Raw genomic sequence first — 21,330 nt, 5'->3', positions numbered from 1 at the left:
CCCCATTCAATACTTGTATTTTTTACGGATAAAACGCTACATTAATGGCTTTGGGGCGTGCAAATTAATGCATGAATCGTTAACTATCCGTGCCTATACCCGCAACGTTGCTTCTCATCAGCATAACTTTTGTCAACTGGTGCTGCCCCTTAACGGCGTTATCAAACTGGCTATGCATACTTTTGAGGGAGCGATTGGCGTAGGCGAAGGGATCGTTATCCCGGCTGGCACCAATCACGCATTTAGCGCGAATGAGCAAGCCCGATTTGTAGTGGCCGATCTGGCTGCATTACCGGCAGCCTTCGCCCGCCATACCAGCCCCAAATTTTTGCTCAGCGCTGCCTTGTCTGCCTATTTACAGTTTGTCGAACTACAGCTCCAGCAAAGTACGCTGATGACAGTGGAAACCACCCTGATTACCCTGTTTAAACAGCTCCTTACCCCCCACCATATACATCGTAGCGCTGGTGACAAAATTGAATTAGCTATCAGCCAAATCCACCAATATCCGGAATCAGTATTATCGTTAGAGGTATTATGCCGCCACGCTTGCTTGGGTGTGACGCAGTTTAAGAAGCGTTTCCGCGAGAAAACAGGTACCAGCCCTGGCCAGTACATCACGCAAGTCCGCATGCAAAAAGCGCGGTCGCTGTTACAATTTACCGATATGCCAGTTACCCGCGTGGCGCTGGAGGTAGGCTACAATGACGTATCAGCGTTCAGCCGGCGCTTTACCACGGTCTTTGGCCGTTCTCCTAAACATTTTTCGCGCCGTATAAAAACGCCTGACGAGCCCAAAAAAGTGACTTTTTAGCACAAACTATATTCAATATAAACGGTAACCTTACCGTCAAAGAAACGATAAGGGAGATGTACCGTGCCTAACACAGCTGGCGTTGCCGCAATACTTATGTGGGGAATGTTGGCGGTATTCAGCTTGCAGACAAAAGCTATACCGCCTTTTCAACTACTTTTTATCTGTTTCAGTATTTCTTTTCTAATCATGATGGTATTGCGGCTATGTCGTGGACAAAAGCTGCTCACCCCGCCCTCCCTCACTGTTATTCAATGGCTGGTACATACGGGCTGCTTATTTGGCTTTCACTTTTGTTATTTTATGGCAATACGCTTTGCACCGGCAATTGAAGTCAGCTTAATCGGCTACCTGTGGCCCCTTTTACTGGGTATCTATGTAGCGCCCCAGGGGCTACGGTTATATGCCTTGTGTGGCGGCCTGCTGGGCTTTTTGGGCTCGGTATATCTGGTAATGGCAGGCGCAACCCTGCAAATAGAAGCTGAATTCATCTTTGGCTATTTGCTAGCCCTGTTGTGTGCATTAATCTGGTCAGGCTATTCATGGTTTTTATCTCGATCGCACAGCGAGGTAGAGGATATTGGCTGGGTATCTTTAGTGGTGGCGCTACTGGCGCTGGCTGCCCATGTTATTGCTGAAACGTCCGTTTATACATTCACCCCGCTACAATGGGCCAACGCAGTATTACTCGGCTTAGGGCCTATCGGTGGAGCCTTTTATTTATGGGATACCGCCATGAAAAAAGGTAATCAAAGTTTACTGGCTTCGATTAGCTTTGCGACGCCGGTTATCTCTGCTTTAGCGCTGTACCTATTTGGTCTGAGCGCGTTATCAAGCGCCGTTATCACAGCTGTTTGTCTTATTTTAGCAGGCGCTATGATCATTCATCGGGCCCCTGTTATTCATGCCCGGGTTACCGCGTTTAGGAACTTACCATGAACACGTTCCCCAGGTAACGACGTTGCTAAACCTGCGAATCAATACACTATGGATTTTGGTGCAGAAATCGGCAAAAGATTATGCGCAAGTGTACAAACTCCCCGGCATACGCTGCTAATAAATTGCTAGTGAGTTGCTAAGGGCGCTAAATATCCGGGGAGGTAACTCTTCCTATAAACACAATAGGTCCCTTTATGTCGCTAGGGTTGGTGACCGGATTGGATTACGGCAAAGACGTGGTATTGCTTTACCCGAAAAGGCCGATGACCGACGACCGATGGCCCAAAGCCTGGCTAACGCCATTCACGGGGGTTACGGTAAAAATGTTGCAGCAACAATGCGGTAGCAACCGTATGGGGTAGGCAGTGGGCTGGTAAATTTACAGCTGCAACCTTAACCCCACCCGCTGTCTTTGATGAGGGTGTGGCCTGACGTTATAGGCCTTGGCCCATTTGGCGTTGCTATCAGGTGGCTAATCCTACAGAAGGTTGTGTATTGCCCCAACGATCCCTATTGTGTGCTGTATTCATTCATAACCGTTTTGTAAGGAGCTTCGTATGAGCCGCCATTTTGACCAGGCCGAAGGATTATGTGAAACCAAGGACGCTGCCACCTCCGGCTTTGTCTTCAACCAAACCATGTTACGCATCGCCGACCCTGAACGGTCGTTGGATTTTTATACCCGTATAATGGGTATGACACTGTTGAAACGGCTCGATTTTGCCCAGATGAAGTTTAGTCTGTATTTTTTGACCAGCTCTGAAGCTTTATCAGATATCAGTCACGATGACGCGGAGCGAACTGAGCAAACCTTTGGGCGTCCGGCAATGCTGGAGCTTACCCACAATTGGGACGATACGCCGCAAACGGTGAGTTATCATAATGGGAATAGCAATCCTAAAGGATTTGGCCATATCGGTTTTCATGTGCCAGATACTGAAGCGGCCTGCGAACGCTTTGATAAGCTGGGTGTACCGTTTCAAAAACGACCTCAGGATGGATCAATGAAAGGAATTGCGTTTATTCAGGATCCAGACGGGTATTGGATAGAGATTTTTAATGCCGCACAGGTTAACACTATTTGCCAGCCTCACCTGCAAGGATAAAGCCGCGCTGCCGGACCAGATGACAGCACGGCTGTTTGTATTGGCCGTGACTGTGCGCTGGCCTTGCGGCGAGAGCGTATGAATAAGTTAGATAGGTAAAGAGCGAAGCAATAGCGGTTGCCTCTCTGCGCCATTGTTGATGGCCTAACCCTGGGTTGCGCCATTGTTGATGGCCTAACCCTGGGTTGAAGCTATATTGCACTGGGGGACATAATCGGGTCCCCCTCCCGCCACACCCTTCGGTTGGCGAGCGCAAGGACTCACAGCTGCAAAATCGGTGGGCTGTAAGGCCTTTGTGATGAAAAAACAGTCTTCTGATAAATCTGAGTACTGAAAAGATATTCCTGGGTAAAGACGCATGCATTCAAAGCCAGACACCATTTGCGACCTGCACTTATCCCACTGTTAAATCTTTAGTGCAACCCCCTTTACCTTCTCAGGATAGTTATCGCAACTGGCTATCTTTACTGCCACGTCGGTTAAACGACGAATGAGATGTGGCTTTCTTTTCAGCAATCGACTGGCAGGCGATACACAGCTGCACCCCAGGTATCGCTTTACGCCGGGCCGGGGCAATAGGCTCGTCGCAATTTTCGCAGAACTCTGCGCTTTCGCCATGGGGTAAATGGCTTTTCGCCCGGGCCACCGCATCTTCAACGCTGGCGTCTATCTGATCCTGCACCGCACCATCTTTAGCCCATCCGCCGGCCATGATTATCTCCCGCTGAAAATAATTAATATCGCCGCGCTAACCAATTAGATCATTTACCGCCGCTATGCGCCGCAAAGAAAACCCACAATGGCCCCGTCCTTGACCTATACAAAACGCCAGATTATAAGTACATCGCGGTATGCGGTCTGGCGGTTAAGACGTATTCAGCTAAAGTCTGCTTTGACTACTATGATTAGCTATCAAACTACTACATAAAAAGGCCGCCGCCAGAATACAAACGCCTTGCCAGCCAGCGATGTCATACACTGCGACACTGCTAAGCGAGCCTATGGCTCCGCCCAGGTAATACCCCAGCATATATACGCTGTTTACCCGGCTTTGCGCATTTGAATCGATTGAAAAAACCCTCACCTGATTGGCCACCTGAGCCATGAATACGCCAAAATCAATCAGCACAATACTTATAATCAATAGGCTTAGTGACTCACCCGCCGCCGCGCTAATTCCAAAGCCAATCAGGATCAACCCAATACCCAGATTGATTGTATTACCCACCCCCAGTTTGGTGACCCATCTACCTGATAATTTTGCCCCCGCGATCCCTGCAAGTGCTACGACCCCAAATAACCCCGCTTGCTGCACCGAAAAATAAAATGGGGCCGAGGTAACATGTAATGCTAATGCTGCCCACAAGGCATTGAAAGCCGCAAACCAGCACATTCCGGTTAGCATGGATTGTCGCAGCGCCGGGTGCGAGCGCAGCAATGTCCATAGGCTTAGTAACAACGCTTTATAGCTGACGGCCTCAGCGGAACGTTGTAAAGGCGACGGCCGATCTGGCAGTATCCGGTGTAACATCAGGCCAAAAACAGTGGCAATCGTCGCCGACATTAAAAACACCATGCGCCAGCCAAAGTGTTCGGCTACTGCACCACTAATGGTACGCGAGAGCAATATGCCGGTGGTCAGGCCCGTCATAATAGAAGCGATCACCCTGCCTCGGCTTTGCGGCGAGCTTAGTGTGGCCGCAAGGGGAAGTATTTGCTGGGTGATGTTTGCGCTAATACCTATTATAAGACAAGCTAATCCAAGAAAAACGCTATTGGGAGCAACGTACGCCAGCAATGCGCCACCTACCAGAGTGACGGACAGGATATTAATTAGCCGGCGCCGGGGTAACACATCGCCTAATGGCGAGATCAACAGAATTGCTGCGGCGTATCCCAGTTGGCTTAATGCAGGGATCATACCCAGTTGGCCCGCTTCTACGCCAAGTTCTTTGCCCATTAATGGCAACAAAGGTTGGGTGTAATAAAGATTAGCAGCCGTAGCAGCCACCGCGCAGGACAGTAAAAAAATGATAGAGGGGCGCAATATCTCTGATGGCATGTCTTTGTGCATAACCACACTCTCGATAAAATGATGATGCCGGGCAGTGTAATCAAGCGCACATTATTATAGAAATGCTTAATTCAGCCCCTATTTATGTCATTTCAGCATTAATTGTATTGATTGACACGGCTTAAGCAGAACCTCGGTCAGCTCGCACAGCGAGCTTATGCATACCACAAAGAGCAACCACACCCACGCTACATATGGCGAACAACACGTGTATTGGCGGGAACGGGTGATATACGTCACACCCCCGGGGGGCTTGTCACCTCACTGGAGTGGTGCCCCTTTAGATAGTGGTGAACAGTAAGCCACAGAGCGTGCCAGAACTGGTCATGGCAGCCTTGTCGATTGTTCCCGGCTGGCGCTAAATCATACCTGCCGCACGTTGCTTTACCGGGCTCCACTGGCGCGGCGACAGGCCATACATACGCTTGAATTCACGACTGAATTGCGAAGAGCTTACGTACCCCATCTCCATCGCTGCAGCACTAACATTGGCCCCAGCGGCAATACTCATAGCGGCGTTATTCAGCCGCATAGCCTTAACAAACTGAATAGGTGACATCGTGGTAGCCTGCTTGAACTTTCGATGAAATACCGCCCTGCTCATACCTACCCTGGCCGCCATATCTTCAATGGTGATAGCCTCCCCCAGACGGGTTGATATATATTCAATTGAACGGGCTATTTCGTTACCTACCCCAAACGCGCGTTTTGCTGCATTGCCCGCAGCCCCCTTTAACACCGCATAATATACTTCACGAAGCCGGCTATTACCCAGAATCGCGATATCCTGCGGGTTATCGCCTAATTGGATCAGCCGAGAAAGGGCGTCGCTAAAGGTATTGTCCCAATCCGATAATGTCAGTCCCTGCGGCTGTAAACTGGCTGTAGGTTGTCTGATGGCGCCAACAGTATTTTGCATCTCAATGGCCAGTTCGGTCATTACCCTGGTATCCAGCTTTATGTAAACGCCCAGTAACGGGTTATCCACAGAGGCTTCAGGTGTGCCTGCTTCTACGGGCAACGACATAGTACAGCACATGTATTGACGATGGTCATAACGGTAACGATTACCATCAAGAATGGCTTCTTTCGCGCCGCTTACAATCGCAATAATGGCGGGCTCGTATACCGCCGGGGCGCAACGTATAGACTGGGTTACTTTAAACAGCTGTACTCCTTTCACCCCTGTTTCGTGCATACCTTCATGACTTACTCTGGCGTTAATTAGCTGCTTTAAGGCTTCTCTATACATTGTGGTCCTCCCGCATCATTGCCGAACACTATTCAAGTACTGGCTAAATTATTCATTTTGATACAATCAGGCATGTATTAGCAACTATTACGTCTATTTTTCATAAAGGATGAGACTTATATTACACCCATCACTATTGCTCCCTTTTATTGTTGATTAAAAAGCGTCAGGCGAAAGTAAATATGAATGCGACTACCGATAGCCCATACGACTGGTCCCCACACCAATTAGACACATTGACCGGACAGACCTTCGTTATTACCGGCGCCAATACCGGAGCAGGTTTTCAGGCCTCACGCCTGTTACTGGCCAAACTCGCACAGGTAATAATGCTGAACCGCAGTTCGGCCAAATCGACTGCCGCTATCGCCGCGCTTAAACAAGAATTTGGGGATGATGCTAAGGTATCTTTTATTCGTATGGATTTCGCCTCGCTGGACTCGGTCAGACGTGCCGCGCAAGAATTATTAGTTCCTGCTCCGAAGATAACTGCGCTTATCTGTAATGCTGCTATCGCGCAGGTAGCGAAGCACACCACTACCGCTGAAGGCTTTGAAAGCCAGTTTGGGGTTAATCATTTAGGTCATTTCCTGCTTTGTGGTCTGTTATTTGAGTGTATTGATGCCTCACGCGGGCGTATTGTGGTAGTGGGCAGTAATGCGTATAAAATGGGCCTGAAGAAGATTCAATTTGATGATATAGACTTTACTAATAACTATTCTGCCTGGAATGCCTACGCCCAGAGTAAACTGGCGCAAATGCAATTTGCTTTTGAACTGCAACGACGTGTTGAGGCTGCCGCTAAGCACGTTCAGGTGCGGGTCTGCCATCCCGGCGCCTCCCGGACTAATCTGCTGAAAGATACCGCGAGCCGGTTAAACAAAATAATATGGTCGCTACTGGCGCCGCTTATTGCACAATCAGCGCAAAAAGGGGCCTGGCCCGAAGTAATGTGTGCCACGCATCACACTGTAAAGCCCTTCACGTTATATGGCCCTACTAAACGCGCTGATATGGTAGGGCCTGTAGGCGAATGCGTGCTGCATGAAGTGGCACTTGATACGGCCATGGCAGCTAAATTATGGACGGTATCGGAACATAAAACAGGGTTTACCTGGCCTATTTGAAAACGGCACAATGGGCCAGACCCTGACCGGGCCGCGCATCATTTACTCAGCCGTCAATAAAAAAGCAGCGTAGCGCTGCTTTTAACACGATGACTGTGGGCTGTAGTGCCCTGGCAGGGTATGCCCCGTTGCTATTCATACCAACACTGCTCAAAGCATTATCTGGCTGAACGGGTACCATGCAACCCTACACGAAGGGTTAAAAATCCGGAGCTGGTAAGATCTATAGCTGTTCACTGGTAGATTTAATCCACGCATGGTGACGCTTTTCATCATCATAGTGTTTAGCGAGCTGGGCTTTTTCATCTACATTTAACGCATCAGAGTCGCGCGCTTCTTCGTAGGCTTTTACCATAATTTTTTCATTGGCTACCATAGCCTTGAGAATAGCTTTATCGCCAAACAGGTCAGCGATGACCACTTTACCTTCAGTGAGCAGACGTTTAGCGTCAGGACCATCCACCATTTCTTCGTTACGCGTTTTCAAAAAGCGATTAAGTACTTCGGTGTGCGATACATGGTCGGTACGGTATTGCGCTAACTTATCAGCAATACTTTTATCGTCCAGTCGTTTAATTGCTTCTTCGTAGGCTTCAATGGCGTCGAAATCAGCTTCACACAGTTCTTTTAAAAGTTTAGCGCCCTTGTCCATATTAATATCCTTAAATGTGGTGAAAGATAGTAAAAAGAGAAGCGTCTGGCCATTAACATCAGCGCTTCTGGTTATTGATAATTCAACCCCGCTAAATTAGATCAATAGCAGCTAAAAACTTCATGTTGATTATCCACTTATGTGCGTTTTAAAGTATATAACCTGTTCGCTGCGCGGGTGATGGATTGCACCTGATGCAAGCTGTAAAAAACTGTTAAACAATGGCTTTTGTCCATAATCCATAACGATTTCCTATTTTGCCTTTGGGCAGGCTTAATCCTATCAACAACCCACCACACAGTATGCTAGCCACCATGGCAATGGGCGCTGCGCTATATACAAACGGGGTAACCAATAACCCGATTCCCAAAGGAATAAGTAAGTAACGCACTGCTCTGGCGGACTCGGCGAACGCTGTTACCACTACCGTAAGTACCAGTGAGCCTATAATGTGATCAGCATTTGCCATTGTACCTGTACTATCCAGAGTAAGGCGGGTAAACATCAGCCATAGCCCCACTAACATTGCCAGGCCCAGGTTCCAGGGTATGGTTACACCACCAGCGACCATGTCTTTAATGATAGTAAACGGCCCCCGACGAAACTCAGATGCGTCACCCTGCCATTCTCCATCGTCTGTATCACCTAAAAAGAATATGCGAAGTAAAGGCCGACCCTGTTTCTTACGCCGATACAGAAATTCGCTTGTCGCGACCAGTTCATCCAGCGAATAAGGAATTTGTATAAGCATCGCTGCAGCCCCAATCAGGCAAAGGGTGCACCAGGTACCAATAACAATCGGCTGAATAATGATGAAAATAATCGACACCACTCCCAGAGGCACGATCATAATGCCAAACAACATGACCAGCCAGGGCATGGTACGCCAACGTCGAACCGAGCCCATCAAGCCGGTGATAATTTCCAACGCGTAGGTTAAGGCTCCCAGTCCGGCATCAGGAACCGGCCATGCTTCAGATACCGATGAAGTTATCACTTCTTCCGTGCCATTCTTCGGGTTCGCTGTTGCCCCGCCAAAAAACGGGTCCCACACAGCATCGATATGGCCTAACTGGTAAGCGCATAAATAGCGAGAGATAAAAAACCCTACCAGGGCCAGCACAATGATCGGCATGCGCTGCACCCAGCCGGACGGATTGAAGTCCCACCCCGGGGGGATATTGGGGCCGGTTTGGGCAGCGGCTTCGCTTACACCCGGCACTGGGCGAATACCTATCGCCAGCCCTAACACCAGCATTCCTACCAAAGTGTTATTAAGATATGCTGCGGCGCTGGGAGCCCAAAACAGCAGTGGTGCGCCCAATAACCATAACCCTACTGCTCCGGCGCCCCATCGGGCCAGCCCCATTCGCCATGATAACGAGAGCGAAGCGAAAACCAGCAAGGCCGCCCCGCTTGCCATATCGCTGATCAGCATCTGCTGGCTTTCATAACCCAGGATAAACGGGGACGTCAACAGCCAAAATGCCAGCAACATATTGGTGAAGTGCGCCCACAATGAACCGTAATGCTGTTGTTGGTATTGGGTTTCGTGATTTTCCCGCAAGGTGTCGGCATTGACGTTTTTTTCTTCGGCGGTTTGCATCCAGTCAGATAATACAATGCCATTTTGACGATACCAAGCGGGCGGATCGGCCTTAAGGTTGCTGACCATTACCGCTAATTTATCAAAAATAGTATGTTGCGGTTGCCAGCCAAGCGCATCTCGGGCATGGCTAATATCTAAATCGTAATGATCGCTGGCCAGATCAATCATAAAGGGCTTAATAAAAGGTTTTTCTCCCTGGTCAAAGGCGTCAGGCACCACAGGTTCAGCCTTATCCTGAAACCAGGCGCCAGGTTTAGCAATAAACTCTGGAATATCATAGGTTTGCCACTCCTGCTCACCATGAATAAGTTGACCTAACCTATTTTGTAATGCCTGGTACCCCATCACCTCCGGTTCACCGGCCAACACAATATGTTTAAACGGTAAGGCGTCCCGTCGTTCCAACACAGCATCAAATAACGCCAGCATATCGTCTTCATGAATAAACGACTGTCCAGCCATAAGGTCGCCCGAATACATGGTACTTTTTATATCGCGTTCATATATCCGCGCTATCTGATAACTCAATGTAGGCACAGCGCTATGATCATCATATAGTCCCGCCAGCCGCAATATACTAAAGGGAATGGTGCCATGGGCCTGATGCACCGCCTCTTCTGCCTGCGCTTTGGACTCTGGATACGCCCAGCCGGGTTGCACGGGGCTACTTTCGTTAATTTTGTGTCCAGGGACGGTTGCTTCGTGCACCAACATGGTAGAAGCGTAAATAAAACGCTCTACCGCAAAACGTTGCAGTTGTGACAAAAAATGCCGCGTGCCGTCGACGTTAAGGGTTTGATAAAGGGAGTTGGGTTCACCGGTAAAATCAAAGTAGGCAGCCAGATGAATCACCGCCGCTATCCGGTCCCCATGCTGTTCCTTAATTCTATGAAGTGCCAGTTCAATGGAGCTGGGCGTAGTAAAGTCGCAGTGGAAGCTCTCATCGGCGCATGGGGCATCATTAATATCTAACCCAATGGTGTAGAAACGCCCACGTAATGCTTTGCATAAAGACTGCCCTAAATTGCCGGACGCCCCACTTACCAGAACAATTGGTTGTGCCATATGTATCCCTGAAAATAAGTCGTGGTTAAACCATCCTGTTACCCATTTAAGTAGCAGATAACCGGCTTAGTAGATCACCCTTCCCTGGTATATGGTAGTTTTCTGGTTATCCCTCCTTTAGCTGAGCACAAATAACGGCGGTGCTTAGCTTGATAGACGCAAACAGGAGAGATCGCTTGGGCCGTTCCCCAATAAAAAGCCCGCATAGAGCGGGCAATTGATCAAGTGCTGAGTGGATTAGCTAATTCATGGCTATCGCGTGCGGCTAAGCACCTTAATTAATAATCGCTACCCAGCGCCTCGCGTTCAGTCTGTTCCAGTTCGCGCTGTGTTATGGGTTTATCCTCATCCATTTCCTGCTCAGCATGACGTTGCTTTTCTTTCATTTCACGTTTGGCCTGTTTGGCCTCCCGTTTTGCTTCACGGGTAGCTTGCTTAGCTTCACGTTTTTCTTCAGACCATTCCTTTTTAGCTTCGCGTTTTTCTTTCATCGCTTCACGCTTGGCCTCCTTTGCCTCACGCTTTTCTTCTTCACTCATGGATTTCCATTGTTCACGCGCTTCGTGCTTACCTTCGCGCTTTTCTTGCATGGCCTCACGCTTAGCTTCGCTCATTTCCACTTGCGCTTCCTGCTGCGCTGTCTGTGTAGGCGATTCGCCTTCAGTTTGCAAAGTATCCTGCACGGCAAAAGCACTATTCATGCACAGCGACAACGGTAACAGTGTTGCTGCAGTAAGGGCGGCTAGCTGATTAGCTTTGTTCATTCCAGGTCTCCGGCTATTATTTTCAAAGTTATTTAATATTGTTCCATCTATATACAGGGGAAACCATTAACCGGATTAAGTAAATAAACTGTTAATGCGAATAACCTGGCAGACCTTATTGGCTAATTACCATAAAAAAACCGCTGACAAGCAGCGGTTTTTTAACAGTATTAATGAATGACTGAATACTAAATTTTAGGCCGGGTCACCGGGCACGCATTCAGGTTCCATACACGGTCAACATAATCTTGAATGGAGCGGTCAGAAGTAAACTTGCCCATCATCGCCGTGTTGATAATCGCCATTTGCGCCCAGCGGTCTTTATCGCGATAGGCTTTGTCGACTTCAATCTGCGCATCTGAATAAGCACGGTAGTCTGCTAGTACCAGATAGGGGTCGCCCATATCCAGCAAGCTTTGTTTAATTGACACCAACGCACCCGGCTTGCCTGGTGTGAAGTAGTCAGTCTCTAACCAATCCAGTACGGCTTTAATTTCCGCATCTTTGTAATAATAGTCTTTAGGGTTATAGCCTGCGGCCACAACTTCATTAACCTCTTCTACGGTCAGACCAAAGATAAAGATATTGTCATCGCCCACTTCTTCGGCAATTTCAACGTTCGCTCCATCCAGCGTACCAATAGTAATTGCACCGTTTAGCGCCAACTTCATATTACCGGTACCTGAGGCTTCTTTACCTGCTGTACTGATTTGCTCTGAGACATCAGAGGCAGGAATCATTTTCTCTGCCAGGGATACCCGATAGTTAGGCAGGAAAACCACCTTAAGTTTGTCGCCCACCCGCGGGTCGTTATTGATTTTATCGGCCACTTTATTGATAGCAAAGATAATATCTTTGGCCAACTTGTAGCCTGGCGCCGCTTTCGCGCCAAAGATAAACACACGAGGATGCATATCGTAATCCGGGTTTTCCAGAATACGACGATACAGGGCCATAATGTGCAACAGATTCAAATGCTGGCGTTTATACTCGTGTAAGCGTTTAATTTGTACGTCAAAGATAGCATCAACACTAACCTCAATCCCCATTGACTGCTTAATTTCATCTGCCAGCATTTGTTTATTGGCTTGTTTGACCTGCATAAACTGCTTTTGAAAGGTTTTATTGGTGGCATGTTTTGCCAACCCTTCAAGCTTCTTCAGGTTTAACGGCCAATCTTCACCAATTTTCTTGTCAATCAGTTTAGATAGGGCTGGATTACAGGCTTTTAACCAGCGACGAGGGGTAATACCGTTGGTCACATTGGTTAATTTATCCGGCCAGAGTTGATCAAACTCGGGGAACAGGTTCTCTTTAACTAAACGCGAGTGCAGCTCTGCCACACCGTTAACCCGAAACGACCCCACTACTGATAAATGGCCCATGCGCACCATTTTTTCACTGCCTTCTTCAATTATCGACAGCTTAGATTTCATGCTGTTATTGCCAGGCCATTTCTTATCCACCTCATCCATAAAGCGATGGTTAATTTCATAAATGATTTCTAAGTGACGCGGCAGAATTTTTTCCAACATACGGGCTGGCCATTTTTCCAGCGCTTCTGGCAATAATGTATGGTTGGTGTAGGCAAAAACCTTAGTGGAGATACCCCAGGCGGTATCCCAGTCCAGTTCCGCGCGGTCAACTAAAATACGCATAAGCTCTGGAATGGCAATAGCCGGATGAGTGTCGTTTAGCTGTATCACCACCTGGTCCTGGAAACGGCTCCAGTCATCACCGTGCGCTCGTTTATAACGGCGAATGATGTCTTTCAATGAACATGAACAGAAAAAATATTGCTGAATTAAACGCAGCTCTTTACCCGCTTCGGTTTCATCATTAGGGTAAAGCACTTTGGAAATTGTTTCGGCCTGTACGTTTTCGCGCTGAGCGTCCAAATAACCGCCAGCATTAAAAACATCCCAGTTAAAGTAATCCGACGCTTCTGATTGCCATAAGCGTAATACGTTAACGGTTTTACCACCGTAACCGACTACTGGAATATCCCACGGCACACCTTTTACGATAGACGCTGGGTGCCATTCTTTTTGAATGCGGCCGTTATCACCATATTTGGTTTCAACATAACCGAACAATGATACTTCCTGAATCGACTCCGGGCGGCAGATCTCCCATGGATTGCCATAATCGCGCCAGCTGTCCGGCCGTTCTATCTGTGCGCCGCTCTTAATTTCCTGTCTGAACAAACCATGTTCATAATGGATGCCATAACCTATAGCAGGTAACTCCATGGTCGCCAGCGAGTCAATAAAGCAGGCTGCCAAACGTCCTAAGCCGCCGTTACCCAGCGCCATATCCGGCTCTTCTTCCAGAATATCAGCAATCTCTACGCCCAACTCTTTTAAGCCAGCTTCGGCAACTTCGTATAATCCAAAGTTTTGCAGGTTATTAGACAACAAACGACCCATTAGAAATTCCGCTGAAAAATAATGTACCGCGCGGGTGTCGTTCATATAGTGGGTTTTTTGAGTTCTGCGAAGCCCTTCCAGCACATTTTCCTGCATGGCTGCGCACGTTGCTTTCCACCAGGCATGGCTATTGGCTTTGTTTTCATCTGTACCTAATGTGGTATGCAGATGGCGTATAACGGCAGACTTAAATTCACCCTTGTCCATTTTTACATCAGGAACAGCATCGGTCTTTGAAGCTTTTGCGTTCATATCACTCTCTCATTGGTTAATGATACACCGCGCCTGAATACAAAGAAGGCGATTGGTGCAGGCTCAAAAATGTAATTTAATTACAAAACTGAAGTACGATATGACAGCAATATAGCAGCGTTAAAACCAACTTTTTGTAATTTTTTTGTTAAATATACAAAAAAAAGAGGCGAATTATAAAAATCGCCCCTTTTATTAACAAATATATTACATCATTAACTGCAAATATTTACATTAGAGAATTTAACGAATAATTTTGCCTACTAATTGTTCGGCTTCACTAATGAGTGCTTGTAAGTGAGTATCACCTTTAAAGCTCTCTCCATAAATTTTATATATTTGTTCGGTGCCCGAAGGTCTGGCTGCGAACCAGCCGTTTTCGGTAGATACTTTCAGCCCACCAATAGGCGCATTATTACCGGGCGCATTGGTTTGCACGGCAGTGATGGGCTCACCGGCCAGCGTATCGCTGGTAACTACCGAAGCATCCATAGCAGACAGCTTTTGCTTTTCTTCTAACGTTGCTGCCACATCTACCCGCATATACGCAGGCGCACCAAACTTGTCGGTCAACGCCTGATAGTGTTCACCCGGATCTTTACCGGTTACAGCCAAAATTTCCGCTGCCAGCAAACACAATATAATACCGTCTTTGTCAGTGGCCCAGGTTTTTCCATCACGTTGTAAGAAAATACCGCCGGCACTTTCTTCACCAGCAAAACCTATCGTGGATTGACTCATACCCTCTACAAACCATTTAAACCCTACCGGCATTTCGGCCAGTTCCCGGTTTACCGACGATGCTACTCGGTCAATCATTGAACTTGAAACCAGCGTTTTCCCAACTTTCAGCGTATCGGGCCACGCTTTGCGGTATTCAAATAAGTAGTTGATCGCTACGGCCAGATAATGGTTGGGATTCATCAGCCCACTGCTTTGACACACAATACCATGGCGGTCAAAGTCAGGATCGTTACCCCAAGCCAGGTCAAATTTGTCTTTTAGCTCTATCAGGCCGGCCATCGCATATGCCGATGAACAATCCATTCGCAGCTTGCCGTCTTTATCCCGACGCATAAAACCAAACTGCGGATCCACTTGGTCGTTCACTACCGTAATATTCAATCCGTACTTTTCGGCAATACGATCCCAATAGCCGATACCTGCGCCCCCTAATGGGTCGGTACCCAACGTCAGGTTTGCTGCTTTGATGGCTTGCATATCCACCACCTGCGCTAGCTCGTCGATATACGGCTCCATGAAATCATCTTCTTTAACCGAACCGCTGGCCATCGCTTTACGATAATCTAATCGCTTCACATCCCGATTGTTATCCGCGATCAGGGCGTTGGCGCGTTCTTGAATCATGCCAGTGACATCACTGTCTGCCGGACCACCATGCGGCGGGTTATACTTAAAGCCACCATCGCCTGGCGGGTTGTGCGACGGGGTAATAACAATACCGTCGGCAAACTCGGCCGTACGGTCAAGATTGTAGCGAATAATTGTTCGAGAAATGACGGGGGTAGGCGTATAGCCGCGGCTGGCATTCTGTTTTGTCTGAATAACCACTTCGATATCGTTGGCGCTTAATACTTCAATTGCGGTAAGCATCGCCGGCTCAGATAGCGCGTGAGTGTCTTTACCAATAAATATCGGACCGGTAATTTGCTGATGTTCACGGTATTCTGCCAAAGCCTGACAGATTGCAGCGATATGCGTATCCGTAAATGTGCTATTGGCTGCACTACCACGGTGCCCTGATGTACCAAAACTTACTGCTTCGGCAGGTGCCATAGGATCAGGTTTGTATGCGTAGTACTGGCTTACCAGTTCTGCCACATTGATTAACTGTTCACTGGCGGCAGGTTGCCCCGCCTGAGGATGTAAAGCCATGCAGATTCCTTGTTAGGTGAATAAAAAATTAATGCCAAAGCGTACGTGAATCAGGCAAAACGGTTCATTAAGCTTTCACAGGTTGCCTGGTCGTACCCTAATAATTGCAAGACCTGCTCCAACATGGCCACTTTCTTGGCGGTATTGTTATTGGTGACGACCCAATACTCACTACCTGGTATCTGTTTAGGGTTAGTGCTACTACCGGTATTAAGCAATGCTTCTTTACTGGTGGCAAAATACACTCGATTTTTGCCTTTTATTTGCTCGACCTGTTTGAAGCTTTCTGGGTGCAGTTCGTGTAATTGCGCCAACATAAACAGGAATAAATCGACCCGCTTGGTGTATTCTTTTAGTGCTTCAGGAGTAGCTCGCTTTAGAATTTCGCCGCGGTTAACTGTTTTACGGCCACGACTCGCTGCCGGCGCTGACTTTTGTCCGCCGGTGGCACGTGATGAGGTTGCCGTTTTCTGTGCTGCCGCTTTATTTGCGGCGGCAGTTACAGTGGCTTTTTGCGCAGTAGCAGGTTTACCCGCGGCCGGTTCAGCCGGACGCTGACCAGGCTGAGTTTCGGCGGTTTGTTCTGGGTTAAATTGCGGCATCAGTAATCGACGCAAGATATCAGATGCGCTTTCGCCGATGTGTTTGGTTTCACCGGCAATAAACGCGTACAAATCATCATCAATTTCAATACTTTTCATAAACCACTTCCTTAAATAGCTGGCCCATTATAGACAACCCGCTAGCTCGCCGCAGCACTTTATCACTGCTAATTTGGGGTTAATTCGTGCATAAAACAAACGGTTGCGCTTTTGTGGCTATACTCACGTATTAGTAACGCGACGTTTTTACCGGCTTAAATTGGTAAACTGAGGAATAACCGCTAACAGGGGTGGCAGCCACGGATGAACAGTACGCAATATCAAGCGTTAATGAACACATTGTCTCAACATATTCTGGGCAAACCGCAGCAGATCAAACTGGCGTTGGCCTGTATGCTGGCAAATGGCCATCTGTTAATTGAAGACTTACCCGGTATGGGCAAAACCACGCTGTCTCATGCGCTAGCCGGTTTATTCGGGTTACAGTTTTCGCGTATCCAGTTTACCTCTGACTTACTGCCCGCGGATATGCTGGGCAGCAATATCTTTAATAGCCGTACTCATGAATTTGAATTTCGCAAAGGCCCGGTCTTTAGCCAGTTAGTTCTGGCAGATGAAATAAACCGTGCAAGCCCGAAAACCCAAAGCGCGCTGTTAGAGGCGATGGAAGAACAACAGGTGAGCATCGACGGTCAGACCTTTGCTTTGCCCCAACCGTTTTTTGTTATTGGCACACAGAATCCGTCTTATCAAGCAGGCACCTATCCGCTGCCCGAATCCCAGCTTGACCGTTTTCTCATGCGTATATCTTTAGGCTATCCTGACTGGGAGGCTGAGAAGACTATGCTTAACCAGTCCGGGGGACAGCGTAGTGCCACTGGGTTGGCCGAAGTAATAAGCCCTACCCAGCTTGCCCTATGGCAGCAACAGGTCAGTAATGTTCATGCTGCCGGTGCAGTTATTGACTATATCTTGCGTCTGGTAACAATGAGTCGAACCACGCCAGGGTACCCTCACGCCTTGTCACCCCGCGCCAGCAAAGCGATTTTGCAGGCGGCAAAAGCCTGGGCCTTTATGCACGAACGGGACTATATCGTGCCAGAAGATGTACAGGCGGTGTTTGAAGCAGTAACAGAGCACCGCTTACGGTCGGTGAATATGGAAAGTGCCCAGGATGCTGTATTGAGCCAGCGCTTGCTGGAGAGTGTCGACCCGCTGGCGGCCTGAACGATGTTTGCCCGGTTTAAAAATCGTCTCTTATTACAATGGCTGGCCAACCGGATTCCGGGCCAGCGCCGTCATCAACTTTCAATACAATCGGTATTTATTCTGCCTACCCTGTTTGGCTTCAGCTTTATGATACTTTGCGTGTGCCTGTTTATCTTAGGTACCAATTATCAAAATAACCTGCTGCTATTGCTAACATATTTTTTTGTCGCTCTGGGCCTGATTAATTTATTTGCCAGCTATCGAAATTTCGCTCGCATCCGGTTACAGGCGAAAGGCATACATCCCGTGTTTGCCGGTGATAATGCCACCTTTCAAATGCAGTTGGTGCACACTACTGATGCTCATCCCCACGGTGAATTAAAAGTCCACTGGTGGGGCCACGCCACCGGCATTGTGGTAGATCTGGATGATACCGCTGGCGTTATCAGCCTGCCACGTTTCACTTACCGCCGCGGCGTATTTAGCCTGCCGCGGGTAACCTTTTCCAGCATGTATCCACTGGGGTTGTTTAAGTGCTGGACCCATTTAGACTTTACCCAACCATTGACAGTGTATCCCAAGCAGCAAACCTGTCAGGTTCGCTTGCACAGTGTCAACGATGCCTCCGGTGAAGTCACCTCGCATGCACCGGGACATGACGATTTCCAGGGCCTCAGAGCGTATTCTGAAGGCGAGCCACTCAACCGGATCGCCTGGAAAACGGTAGCGCGGGGCTTACCGCCTGCAGTGAAGGTTTTTAGCGAACAAAGCGGTCAGGCTGGATATCTGCTGATTGACCCAAACTCGGGAGAGCTTGAGCACCAGATTAGCCGGGCAGCCTTTCAGGCCGTCGCCTTATGCCGCCAGAATTTGTCTTACGGTTTAAAAATTGGCTCGACGGTTATTTCGCAAGGTAGCGGGCTTGAACACCGTAACCGTTGTTTAGCGGCTATGGCCAGCATTCCGGCAACCGAGGCGGCCAATGATCAGTAGCCATTTACCTATTGCCGGCCATCGGGCCAGCTTATGTATCGCTTTGACCCTAGGCGTCATTACCTTATGCCTGTACCAGCAACTGATGGCCTGGGTGCTCTTATTGATGTGTTGCGCCGTAGGCTCGCGAGTATTTTTGTTCAAAGGCGCTTACCAGCGCGCCCCGGGAACCCGAACGATTAACATGTTGGCACTACTGACGTGTGTGGCCCTGGGCTGGTTTAGTCGGGACCAGGGCTTGTTACTGACCATGGTAAACCTGCTGGTTTGTGCATGTGCCTTAAAATTATTATTACTGCAAAAACATCGTGATTTTTTACAGGTATCGGGGTGTTGTCTGTTCCTGATAGGTTGTACTTTTATTTTTTCCCAGGATCTGTTCGCGACTATCCTCTATGCAGTTATCTTAATGGCCGCGCTGTTATCTTTACAATTGCTGTATGCTCCCCAGCAACCCTTTAAAGGACATGTTAAAACGCTGCTGAAAATGGCTTTGCAGGCCTTGCCCATCGCCGTAATTTTATTTCTGGTATTGCCGCACTTACCTCCCTTCTGGGGCATGCCCGAAGGCAAAAGTAGTGAAACCGGATTAAGCGAAAAAATGACCCCGGGCGATATTGCTAACTTAACCCAGTCTACCGAACGTGTATTCACCGCCACGTTTGATAATGCATTGCCGGCGCCGCAGCAGCGCTATTGGCGGGCAATGGTATTAGAACATTTCGATGGCTATAGCTGGCAGGTAGCTGATTATCGTAAAGCCCGCCAGCAGTTACTGCCGCTCATGCCCAGTCAAAGTTCAAGTGAAGCAGTGCAGTCAACGATAGACAGCCCTGCCTGGCGCTATCAGTTATTAAGCGAACCATCAGGCAACAGCTGGCTTTATGCACTAGGCTATACGCGTCCCCAGAACTCAAGTACCGCCCAAAAGACGTGGCGAGGTGACGATTATACTCTGATGAGTCGGCAACCAATATTAAGCAAACAGGCTTTTTCGTTAGTAAGTTATCCGCGTACCCCGCTATTACTCAGCCCATTGGCGCAGGAGCGACAAGTAAACCTGCAATACCCTGAGCAAACAAACCCGCGCACGCGTGAGTGGGCACTTGCTTTGCGCCTACAAAGTTCCAGCAATGCGGATTACATAAAACGGCTGCTTGCTTACTTTGCTGACAGCGGTTTTCGCTATACCCTACAACCGGCGGTAATGCGTCATGCGCCGGTGGATGCTTTTCTGTTTGATTACCAGGCGGGCTTCTGCGCTCATTACGCCAGTGCCATGACATTAGCGCTACGCATAGCAGGCATTCCTGCTCGGGTGGTATCAGGTTATCAGGGCGGGCAACTGTTAGATGAGAAGGTGCTAAATGTGTTTCAATACGATGCCCACGCTTGGGTTGAGGCCAGTATAGACGGCAAACATTGGCAACGTTTTGACCCTACCTCGGTGGTTGCCGCTTCACGGTTATTGTATGGTTTTCAAAATGCTATGGCCGATCAACAGGAAGATTTGCCGCTATTCTCCCGGGCCCGCAGTCACAACTCTGCTATGGTGGCGGGTGTCTACCAATTCATGGACAACATTAACTATCAATGGAACCGTTGGGTTTTGGGTTTTGACGGTCAAACTCAGCAGGATTTTTTCACCCGTATTTTGGGACACGCCAGTATAGAGCGTATGACCTTATTTTCACTGGCCGTTGTATTGTTTATTGCAGGCTTACTGGCGTTTTATTTTATGCCACGCCCCACTCAGCGTAATGTTACAGAGCCACTGCGCCTCTATCAACATGCTGCCGCAAAACTTCACCGGGTAACCGGTCTACCCCGGGATAATCTCCCTGCCCGGGTTTATCAACAGCGACTAAACCCGCTGCTAGATAAAGCAGATCAGCAGGCTCTTGCCCAGTTCATAGCATGTTTTGAGGCTGTAGAATATCAGCCAGAACACGCCGCTAAGCAAAACCTCCTGCCATTACGGGCCAGCTATAAAGTGTTGATGCGAAGCTTAAAAACGCGCGGCCCATTTAAGCCCCCGCGAAACTAAGCCTCGCCGCTGGCTATAGTGGCAAATACAAGCCATGGGAAATAACCTTTTAGCGCGCTGCTCAAGCCAGGGGACAGCAAACCGTGGCACACACACCCTACCCACTTCATAGGGCCCGGCATATAGCACCATTTCACCGCGATATAGGTTAATACGCGTGACCATCGCCATCGGCAAAATTACCCGTTCAATTTCCATCTTGTAAGGTACGGTAAACCGACGTAAGCCGATATAAGATTGGCAGTTCATAACTTGTAGCACCAATACCCGGCGGGCCACAAGTTTAGCGCCAACGATAATTGCCAGTACGGCTATCGCCGCTATTACCACCCCTGCAACTACAACCCACAAAGTCGTCATGGCTGTTTATCCATAGTCTGTGTTGTATTACCTGCGCCCAGGTGGTTAAGTGTACAAAATGGCAAGTGTGAACGAGGTACAGGTTAAGGCCAGTTTTTGCTGGAAAAGGGACGATTACAGGCACAAAAAAACCCGCCTCA

Annotated in this window: 18 protein-coding genes; 8 read left to right on the top strand and 10 right to left on the bottom strand. The window is 48.4% G+C overall.

The features are described from left to right. Nucleotides 1-67 precede the first annotated feature (67 nt). The 4 genes from D0Y50_RS07060 to gloA all read left to right on the top strand — a co-directional run bounded on the left by D0Y50_RS07060 (nt 68) and on the right by gloA (nt 2,859). Nucleotides 68-814: an AraC family transcriptional regulator gene (locus D0Y50_RS07060; protein ID WP_108566307.1), complete on the top strand. Its 747-nt coding sequence runs from the start codon at nt 68-70 to the stop codon at nt 812-814. Between the two features lie 63 nt (nt 815-877). Next, nucleotides 878-1,753 (top strand): DMT family transporter, encoded by an 876-nt coding sequence (locus D0Y50_RS07055; protein ID WP_117316144.1) that lies wholly within the window; start codon nt 878-880, stop codon nt 1,751-1,753. 194 nt (nt 1,754-1,947) lie between these two features. Then, complete coding sequence (locus D0Y50_RS19495) at nt 1,948-2,115, top strand: hypothetical protein (RefSeq protein WP_170145463.1); 168 nt, start codon at nt 1,948-1,950, stop codon at nt 2,113-2,115. Between the two features lie 195 nt (nt 2,116-2,310). Continuing rightward, nucleotides 2,311-2,859: a lactoylglutathione lyase gene (gene gloA, locus D0Y50_RS07050; RefSeq protein WP_108566309.1), complete on the top strand. Its 549-nt coding sequence runs from the start codon at nt 2,311-2,313 to the stop codon at nt 2,857-2,859. Between the two features lie 445 nt (nt 2,860-3,304). On the opposite strand, the gene D0Y50_RS07045 is transcribed toward gloA, so the two are convergent. The 3 genes from D0Y50_RS07045 to D0Y50_RS07035 form a co-directional block, all read right to left on the bottom strand. Next, nucleotides 3,305-3,571 carry a DksA/TraR family C4-type zinc finger protein gene (locus tag D0Y50_RS07045; RefSeq protein ID WP_108566310.1) on the bottom strand — a complete coding sequence of 89 codons (267 nt, stop codon included), beginning with the start codon at nt 3,569-3,571 and terminating at the stop codon, nt 3,305-3,307. Nucleotides 3,572-3,739: 168 nt separating this feature from the next. Further along, nucleotides 3,740-4,933, bottom strand: a complete 1,194-nt coding sequence (locus D0Y50_RS07040) for an MFS transporter (protein WP_232366475.1) — start codon at nt 4,931-4,933, stop codon at nt 3,740-3,742. Between the two features lie 358 nt (nt 4,934-5,291). After that, a complete protein-coding gene (locus D0Y50_RS07035; RefSeq protein WP_108566311.1) occupies nt 5,292-6,185 on the bottom strand; it encodes an AraC family transcriptional regulator in 894 nt (297 codons plus the stop codon). A gap of 182 nt (nt 6,186-6,367) precedes the next feature. Between D0Y50_RS07035 and D0Y50_RS07030 the strand changes: the two genes are divergently transcribed. After that, the gene (locus D0Y50_RS07030; protein ID WP_108566312.1) at nt 6,368-7,312 is read left to right on the top strand and encodes an SDR family oxidoreductase; all 945 of its coding nucleotides are present in this window, start codon (nt 6,368-6,370) and stop codon (nt 7,310-7,312) included. A gap of 223 nt (nt 7,313-7,535) precedes the next feature. Here the strand turns inward: D0Y50_RS07030 and D0Y50_RS07025 are convergent, their stop codons facing one another. The 6 genes from D0Y50_RS07025 to seqA all read right to left on the bottom strand — a co-directional run bounded on the left by D0Y50_RS07025 (nt 7,536) and on the right by seqA (nt 16,680). Further along, nucleotides 7,536-7,964 (bottom strand): DUF2383 domain-containing protein, encoded by a 429-nt coding sequence (locus D0Y50_RS07025; protein WP_108566313.1) that lies wholly within the window; start codon nt 7,962-7,964, stop codon nt 7,536-7,538. Nucleotides 7,965-8,178: 214 nt separating this feature from the next. Further along, entirely contained in the window at nt 8,179-10,638 is a 2,460-nt protein-coding gene (locus D0Y50_RS07020) for a vitamin K epoxide reductase family protein (RefSeq protein WP_117316142.1), read from the bottom strand. Between the two features lie 278 nt (nt 10,639-10,916). Continuing rightward, nucleotides 10,917-11,402 (bottom strand): hypothetical protein, encoded by a 486-nt coding sequence (locus D0Y50_RS07015; protein ID WP_108566315.1) that lies wholly within the window; start codon nt 11,400-11,402, stop codon nt 10,917-10,919. 188 nt (nt 11,403-11,590) lie between these two features. Further along, entirely contained in the window at nt 11,591-14,083 is a 2,493-nt protein-coding gene (locus D0Y50_RS07010; protein ID WP_117316140.1) for a glycogen/starch/alpha-glucan phosphorylase, read from the bottom strand. Between the two features lie 243 nt (nt 14,084-14,326). Further along, complete coding sequence (pgm, locus tag D0Y50_RS07005; protein WP_117316138.1) at nt 14,327-15,979, bottom strand: phosphoglucomutase (alpha-D-glucose-1,6-bisphosphate-dependent); 1,653 nt, start codon at nt 15,977-15,979, stop codon at nt 14,327-14,329. A gap of 50 nt (nt 15,980-16,029) precedes the next feature. Further along, on the bottom strand, nt 16,030-16,680 hold the full coding sequence (gene seqA, locus D0Y50_RS07000) for a replication initiation negative regulator SeqA (RefSeq protein ID WP_117316137.1): 651 nt from the start codon (nt 16,678-16,680) through the stop codon (nt 16,030-16,032). 204 nt (nt 16,681-16,884) lie between these two features. Between seqA and D0Y50_RS06995 the strand changes: the two genes are divergently transcribed. From D0Y50_RS06995 to D0Y50_RS06985, 3 genes are read left to right on the top strand one after another with little or no spacing between them, the layout of a single operon-like run. Further along, on the top strand, nt 16,885-17,808 hold the full coding sequence (locus D0Y50_RS06995) for an AAA family ATPase (RefSeq protein ID WP_117316134.1): 924 nt from the start codon (nt 16,885-16,887) through the stop codon (nt 17,806-17,808). Nucleotides 17,809-17,811: 3 nt separating this feature from the next. Beyond that, nucleotides 17,812-18,783: a DUF58 domain-containing protein gene (locus tag D0Y50_RS06990; protein ID WP_108566320.1), complete on the top strand. Its 972-nt coding sequence runs from the start codon at nt 17,812-17,814 to the stop codon at nt 18,781-18,783. After that, the gene (locus D0Y50_RS06985) at nt 18,773-20,830 is read left to right on the top strand and encodes a transglutaminase family protein (RefSeq protein ID WP_117316132.1); all 2,058 of its coding nucleotides are present in this window, start codon (nt 18,773-18,775) and stop codon (nt 20,828-20,830) included. Before D0Y50_RS06990 ends, D0Y50_RS06985 begins: the two co-directional genes overlap by 11 nt. Here D0Y50_RS06985 and D0Y50_RS06980 read toward each other — a convergent pair. Continuing rightward, the gene (locus D0Y50_RS06980; protein WP_108566322.1) at nt 20,792-21,190 is read right to left on the bottom strand and encodes a hypothetical protein; all 399 of its coding nucleotides are present in this window, start codon (nt 21,188-21,190) and stop codon (nt 20,792-20,794) included. The genes D0Y50_RS06985 and D0Y50_RS06980 overlap by 39 nt on opposite strands. Nucleotides 21,191-21,330 lie beyond the last annotated feature (140 nt).

This window comes from Salinimonas sediminis (assembly GCF_003429285.1).
GTDB lineage: Bacteria > Pseudomonadota > Gammaproteobacteria > Enterobacterales > Alteromonadaceae > Alteromonas > Alteromonas indica.
This window is presented reverse-complemented; position numbering and strand designations above follow the sequence as displayed.